The sequence below is a fragment of the Paracidovorax cattleyae genome, assembly GCF_900104515.1.
GTDB classification, from domain to species: domain Bacteria; phylum Pseudomonadota; class Gammaproteobacteria; order Burkholderiales; family Burkholderiaceae_C; genus Paracidovorax; species Paracidovorax cattleyae.
The window spans coordinates 1-6,351 of sequence record NZ_FNJL01000066.1 but is presented as its reverse complement, the minus strand read 5'-3'; the positions used below and the strand labels follow the sequence as shown (position 1 = coordinate 6,351).

Annotated in this window: 7 protein-coding genes; all 7 read right to left on the bottom strand. The window is 68.0% G+C overall.

Annotation, left to right across the window (positions count from 1 at the left end; genetic code table 11):
* On the bottom strand, nucleotides 1-267 hold a 267-nt coding region (locus BLR05_RS25190; protein ID WP_491896672.1), incomplete at its 3' end, for a TrbJ/VirB5 family protein.
* Between the two features lie 11 nt (nucleotides 268-278).
* Nucleotides 279-2,741 carry a conjugal transfer protein TrbE gene (gene trbE / locus BLR05_RS25185; RefSeq protein ID WP_092840495.1) on the bottom strand — a complete coding sequence of 821 codons (2,463 nt, stop codon included), beginning with the start codon at nucleotides 2,739-2,741 and terminating at the stop codon, nucleotides 279-281.
* 8 nt (nucleotides 2,742-2,749) lie between these two features.
* On the bottom strand, nucleotides 2,750-3,016 hold the full coding sequence (locus tag BLR05_RS25180) for a VirB3 family type IV secretion system protein (RefSeq protein WP_465263614.1): 267 nt from the start codon (nucleotides 3,014-3,016) through the stop codon (nucleotides 2,750-2,752).
* 26 nt (nucleotides 3,017-3,042) lie between these two features.
* Entirely contained in the window at nucleotides 3,043-3,426 is a 384-nt protein-coding gene (locus BLR05_RS25175) for a TrbC/VirB2 family type IV secretion system protein (RefSeq protein WP_092840490.1), read from the bottom strand.
* Entirely contained in the window at nucleotides 3,423-4,448 is a 1,026-nt protein-coding gene (trbB, locus tag BLR05_RS25170; protein WP_092840487.1) for a P-type conjugative transfer ATPase TrbB, read from the bottom strand. Before trbB ends, BLR05_RS25175 begins: the two co-directional genes overlap by 4 nt.
* The gene (locus tag BLR05_RS25165) at nucleotides 4,448-4,912 is read right to left on the bottom strand and encodes a ribbon-helix-helix protein, CopG family (protein ID WP_092840484.1); all 465 of its coding nucleotides are present in this window, start codon (nucleotides 4,910-4,912) and stop codon (nucleotides 4,448-4,450) included. Before BLR05_RS25165 ends, trbB begins: the two co-directional genes overlap by 1 nt.
* Nucleotides 4,909-6,351 (bottom strand): IncP-type conjugal transfer protein TraG (gene traG, locus BLR05_RS25160; protein WP_092840481.1); only part of this gene is annotated, 1,443 nt, incomplete at its 5' end. The genes traG and BLR05_RS25165, both read right to left, overlap by 4 nt.

The following is a 6,351-nucleotide window of genomic DNA, read 5'->3' as shown; positions in this document are numbered from 1 at the left end:
GGAACGCAGCCGGTTGACGATGTTGAAGTCCAGCTTTGCGAGATTGCGCGCCTGGTTCATGAGCATCTGGGCCTCGTTTTGGAGCTGGCGGATCTGGTTGTTGATCTGCTCCAGCGTGCGGACGGCGGTGAGCGTGTTCTGCACCAAATTGGTCGGGTCCAGCACGATGTCGCCGACGCCAAACAGCGCATGCGCAGGCTGCGCGGCGCCGAAGGCGAGAACGCAGGCGGCCGTCAAAGCCGCGATCTTGGGGGCATGGGGTTTCATGGATGCGTCTCCTATGGATGGGTGGAGGTGTGGGCAGCGCTCGGTGCGTTGCCTGGGTACTCGCGCAGCAAGTCGGCCGCCCAATCGAGGCGGCGATGGCGCAGCCAGGCGACCGCGAAGCCGGGCGTGCCGTACTCGGCGAGGATGCGGTCGATGTCGCGCTGGTCTTGCGGCGTGGACGCACTGGCGAAGGCCAGCGCAACTGGCCCCAGGCCGAGGTCGAACAGGCGGTTGCCCAGGCGCGACTGGTAGTAGTAGTCCCGCTTTGGTGTGGCCGTGGCGACGATCTCGATCTGCCGCGCATTGAGGCCGAAACCCTGGTAGATGCCGCGGATCTGCGGCTCGGTGGCCTGCGGGTTGGGCAAAAAGATGCGGCTGGCGCAGCTTTCGATGATCGCGGGAGCAATGCTCGAATCCTGGATGTCGGCGAGCGACTGCGTCGCGAACACGACGCTGACGTTCTTTTTGCGCAGCGTCTTGAGCCACTGGCGGATGCGCGCGGCGAAGGCCGGCTCGTCCAAAAACAGCCACGCCTCGTCCAGGATCAGCAGCGTCGGCGCACCGTCGAAGCGCTCGTCAAAGCGTGCGAACAGGTAGCGCAGCACCGCCTGCACCGCCGCGGGGCTGTGCATCAGCTCTTCCATCTCGAAGCACTGAACGTCGGCAATCCCCAGTCGGTCGCGGTCGGCGTCCAGAAGGTGCCCGTGCGCGCCGCCGAGCACGTAAGGCGCGATGGCCTGGCGCAGCGCGTTGGACTGCAGCAGCACCGACAGGCCCGTCATCGTGCGCTGCTCCACAGGGGCACCCGCGAGGCTGCCCAGGGCGGACCAGATCGCGGCCTTCTCGTCGGGGCCGACAGCCGCGCCCTCGTGCAGCAGCCGGCCCTCGATCCACTCGGCCGCCCAGGCGCGGTAGCCTTCCTGGTCGATACGCGCCAACGGTTGGAAGGCGACGCCAGCGCCAGGGCGGTCCGCGGCCTCCGCCCCGAGTTCGTAATGCTCGCCGCCCAGGCCCAGTACGGTGGCGCGCATGGAACGGCCCAGGTCGAACACGAAGATGCGCGAGCCGCGGTAGCGGCGGAACTGCATCGCCAGGGTGGCGAGCAACACCGACTTGCCCATGCCGGTCGGGCCGGCCACCAGCGTGTGCCCCACGTCACCGATGTGCGTCACCAACCTGAACGGCGTGGCGCCGTCCGTGCGTGTGACGATCAGCGGCGGGCCGCCGAGGTGGTCGTTCTTCTCGGGCCCCGCCCACACGGCCGAGACCGGCATCATGTGCGCCAGATTCAACGTGGACACGATCGGCTGGCGCACGTTGGCATAAGCATTGCCCGGGATGGACGACAACCACGCATCCACGGCATTGAGCGTTTCCGGGATCGTGAAGTAGCCGCGCGCCTGGATTGCGCGCTCCACCATGCGCTGCTGCTCGTCAGCCACATCCGGATCGGCATCCAGTACGGTCACCGTGGCGGTGAAGTAGCCGTAGGACACCTGGTCGCTTCCCAGCTCCTGCATGGCCGCGTCGGCGTCCGCTGCCTTGTTGCTGGCATCCGTATCGACCAGCGGCGTCTCCTGCTGGAATATGGTTTCGCGCAGCAGTGCGACGACGCTCTTGCGCTTGCTGAACCATTGCCGGCGCAGCCGGCGCAGTTCTTTCTCGGCCTCGGCCTTGTCCATGCAGAGATAGCGCGTGGACCAGCGGTAGGCGATTCCAAGCCGGTTGAGGTCGTCCAGTACGCCGGGCCAGGTGGACGAGGGGAATCCGCGCACGGACACGACACGCAGGTGCCGGTCGCCCAGCATGGGCGCCAGGCCGCCGACCAGTGGGGAATCGGGCAGCAGCGCGTCCAGATGAAACAGCACCTCCGGCACCACCACTGGATGACGCCGCGTGGAGACGGTGGCGTGCAGATAGGTGAGCGTGGCCGCGTCGTCCAGCCACGCGATCTCCGGCATCACGCCATCGAGCAAATCGAAAACGCGATCGGTTTCTGCCACGAAGGCCTGCAGCCGCTCGCGCCAGTCCACGCTATCGCTGGCGTGGTTCTCGTAGAGCAGCCTGGCGGCTCGCGCGCGTGACTCTTCCGCTGGCAGATAGACGAGCGTCAGGTGATAGCTGCTTTCAAAGTGGCTGCCCGCTTCATCGAACGCAGCCCGGCGCTCTTCGTCCACGAGCCACGACAGCGGCTCAGGGAACACGGAGTGCGGGTAGTCCGCGGCCGCCCGCCGCTCGGCCTCAATGAACAACGCCCAGCCCGATCCCATCCGGCGCAGCGCGTTGTTCAAACGCGCCGACGTGGCGATCAACTCGCCCTGTGTCGCGCTGTCCAGGTCCGGTCCTCGGAAACGTGCGGTCCGTTGGAATGCGCCATCCTTGTTCAGGACGACACCGGGCGCCACCAGCCCGGCCCAGGGCAGCCAGTCGGCGAGCAACGCGGGGCGCTTGCGGTATTCGGCAAGATGCAGCATGTCGCCCCCTATACGTCCAGCAGCGGCTGGTGCTTGATGTGGCGCGCGAACACCTGCATGAACTGCGGGTCCAGCCGCGCGCCACACACCGCCAGGGAATGGCCGGCGATCCACAGGAGTAGCCCGGGCAGCCAGAGCTGCAGCCCCATGCCCACCGCGGCGGCCAGCGTGCCGGTCGCGATGGCGACGGCGCGCGGCGCGCCGCCCAGCAGGATCGGCTCGGTCAGGGAGCGGTGCAGCGGCACCTCGAAGCCCGGCAAGGCGTCTTGCTCCATGCCCGGCGCTGCGTCATGGGCCGCCGTCATACGACGGCCCCGCCGGAGAAGCTGAAGAAGGACAGGAAGAACGACGACGCGGCGAACGCGATGGACAGGCCGAAGACAATCTGGATCAGCTTGCGGAAGCCGCCCGATGTGTCGCCGAACGCGAGAGCAAGGCCCGTCGAGATGATGATGATGACGGCGACGATGCGCGCGACCGGTCCCTGGATAGATTCCAGGATCGACTGCAGCGGCCCTTCCCACGGCATCGACGAGCCGGCGGCCTGGGCCGCGCCGGCCAGCCCCAGCATCAGGACCGCGAGCGCCAGGCCACGCGCCGCTGGCGCAGCCAGATGATCCAAACGTGCGGGCCGAGAATGCGGATGTACGGAATTACGGAAGGCAGGAAGATGCGCCTGCGTCATGGCAGTTCTCCAGATGGTTCAGTGGACAGGGAGGGTTCCAGCGGCAGCTCCGGAAACGGGGCTTCCAGCGCGTCCGCCAGGCGGTAGCCCGCGCCGTCGAAGCCGACGACGCGGGCAATGCTTTCGACGCGGCGCTTGCGGCCGCGTCCGGAGATGTGGATGACGACGTTCACCGCCTCCGCGATCAAGGCGCGCGGGGCGTTCAACGCCACTTCGAGGATGAGTTGTTCCAGGCGCAGCAGCGCTCCGTGCGCGGAGCCAGCGTGAATCGTGGCGATGCCGCCCGGATGCCCGGTACCCCACACCTTCACGAGGTCCAGCGCTTCGCCGCCGCGCACCTCGCCGACCACGACGCGATCGGGCCGCAGGCGCATCGCGGAGCGCACCAGGTCCGTCATGGAGACCACGCCAGCCCGCGTGCGCAACGGCACATGGTCGCAAGCCAGGCATTGCAGCTCCACGGTGTCTTCGAGCACCAGCACCCGGTCGCCCGTGGCGGCGATTTCCGCCAACAGCGCGTTGGCCAGCGTGGTCTTGCCGGTGCTGGTGCCGCCGGCGATCAGGATGTTCTGCCGGTCGCGCACGGCACGGCGCAGGAAGTCCGCCTGTTCGGCACGCAGGATGCCGTCGGCCACATAGCGCTCCAGCCCGATGACGTGCGCGGCGTGCTTGCGCAGCGCGAACACCGGTGCCGGCGATGCCGGCGGCAGAACGGCCTCGAAGCGCTCGCCCGTCTCCGGCAGCTCTGCGCTCAGCAGCGGCCGGTCGCAATGCACCTCCGCGCCGACGTGCGTTGCCACGAGGCGGATGATGCGTTCCCCGTCGGCCTCGGAGAGCTCGACTCCCAGCGGCACGCGGCCGCGGGACAGCCTGTCCACCCAAAGGGAGCGGTCGGGGTTGAGCATCACTTCCACCACGTCCGCATCGGCCAGCGCGGCGCCGATCACCGGCCCCATGGCGGTGCGCAACATGCGCACGCGGCGATCGAGCGTTGCCGCCGTCGAGGTACCTGGTGCGGGCATCACGACGCGCGCTCCTTGGCCTCGGCGGTCGCAACCGCATCCTCCATGCGCGCGGCGTCGGGTTGCATTTCTCCCACGACGTCCCGCACCAGGCTGCGGCCACGCAGCAGGTGGCGGGCCAGTTGCTCCACGAACTGCTCGAACCGGGCCTTGCCCTGCGCCCGCGCCGCCTCTTGATGGGCCTCGGGCAACGGCGTGCTCACGGTCAGGAAGTAGCGCACGTACAGCGCCAGTGTCTCGATCAGGATGGCCTGGTCGCGCTCCAGGCGTTCCAACTGCCGCGACAGGCGATCCAGGCGCTTGGCGATGGCGGCTTCGCGCTGTTCGCCCGCATCCGTTGACAGCCAGGACGCCAACGCTGCCGCGACGATCGAGGACTTGGACACCCCCTTTTTCGCTGCCAGCTCATCGAGGCGCTTGGCATGCTCGGGTTGGATGAAAAGATTGAGGCGTTGCTGGGTCATAGGTCGATTCCGTCATCGGGGTCGAGGGAGGCGAGCCGGGCCGTGCGCTGCATGGCCGGATCGAGCTGGCCGGGAAGCGGCAGCGGCGAGTCGTCGTCGTCGAGCAACCCAAGGTCGCTACCCAACAGCAGCGGCTCTGGGCTGTATTCGGTGACCTCGGCGAGCTCCGGCTGGCGACGCGGGCCGCCGTCATCACCGCCATCCAGGGCATCGGCGGCGACCGGGCCACAAGCAGCGGCGGCAGCCGCGGCGGGAATCGCCAGCCCGCTCCAGTCGTCGGGTCGCGAAGGCGGCGCGTCCGCGTAGCGTCCAGACGCCAGCCGAGGTGGCTGCATCACGCGGCGCTTGAAATTGGCGTCCGCGTAGTAGCGCAGCTTCCGGGCCTTGATCGGAGGGCTGCCGCCGACCATCACCACGGCCTCGTCGGGCGGGAGTTGCATCACCTCGCCGGGCGTGAGCAGCGGGCGCGCCGTTTCCTGGCGCGACACCATCAAGTGGCCCAACCACGGCGCGAGACGGTGACCCGCATAGTTGCGCTGGGCGCGCAGCTCGGTGGCCGTGCCCAGCGTCTCGGAGATCCGCTTGGCGGTGCGCTCGTCGTTCGTCGCGAACGTCACCCGCACATGGCAGTTGTCCAGGATCGAATGGTTCTGGCCGTAGGCCTTGTCGATCTGGTTGAGCGACTGCGCGATGAGGAAGCTGCGGATGCCGTAGCCGGCCATGAACGCCAACGCCGTCTCAAAGAAGTCCAGGCGCCCCAGCGCCGGAAACTCGTCGAGCATCAGCAGCAGCTTGTGCCGGCGCTCGATGCCATCGGAGCCGTCCAACGATTCCGTCAGCCGCCGTCCGATTTGGTTGAGGATCAACCGGATGAGCGGCTTCGTGCGTGAGATGTCCGACGGCGGCACGACCAGATACAGCGACACCGGATGCGCAGCGGAGATGAGGTCGGCAATGCGCCAGTCGCAGCGCGACGTCACTTCGGCCACGGTGGGATCGAGGTACAGGCCGAGGAACGACATGGCCGTGCTCAGCACGCCGGAACGCTCGTTGTCCGACTTGTTCAGGACTTCGCGTGCGGCAGAGGCGACGACCGGGTGCGGGCCATCGCCGAGGTGCCGCGTGGTCATCATCCGATGCAGCGTCAGCTCGAACGGGCTGGCCGGGTCGGACAGGAAATTGGCAACGCCGCGCAACGTCTTGTCCTGCCCGGCGTAGAGCACATGCAGGATGGCGCCGACCAGCAGCGCATGGCTGGTCTTCTCCCAGTGATTGCGGCGCTCCAGGGCACCTTCCGGATCGACCAGAATGTCCGCGATGTTCTGCACGTCGCGCACCTCGTGCGCGCCGCGGCGGACCTCCAGCAGCGGGTTGTAGGCCGCCGACTTCGCATCCGTCGGATTGAACAGAAGGCAATGGCTGAAACGGCTGCGCCAACC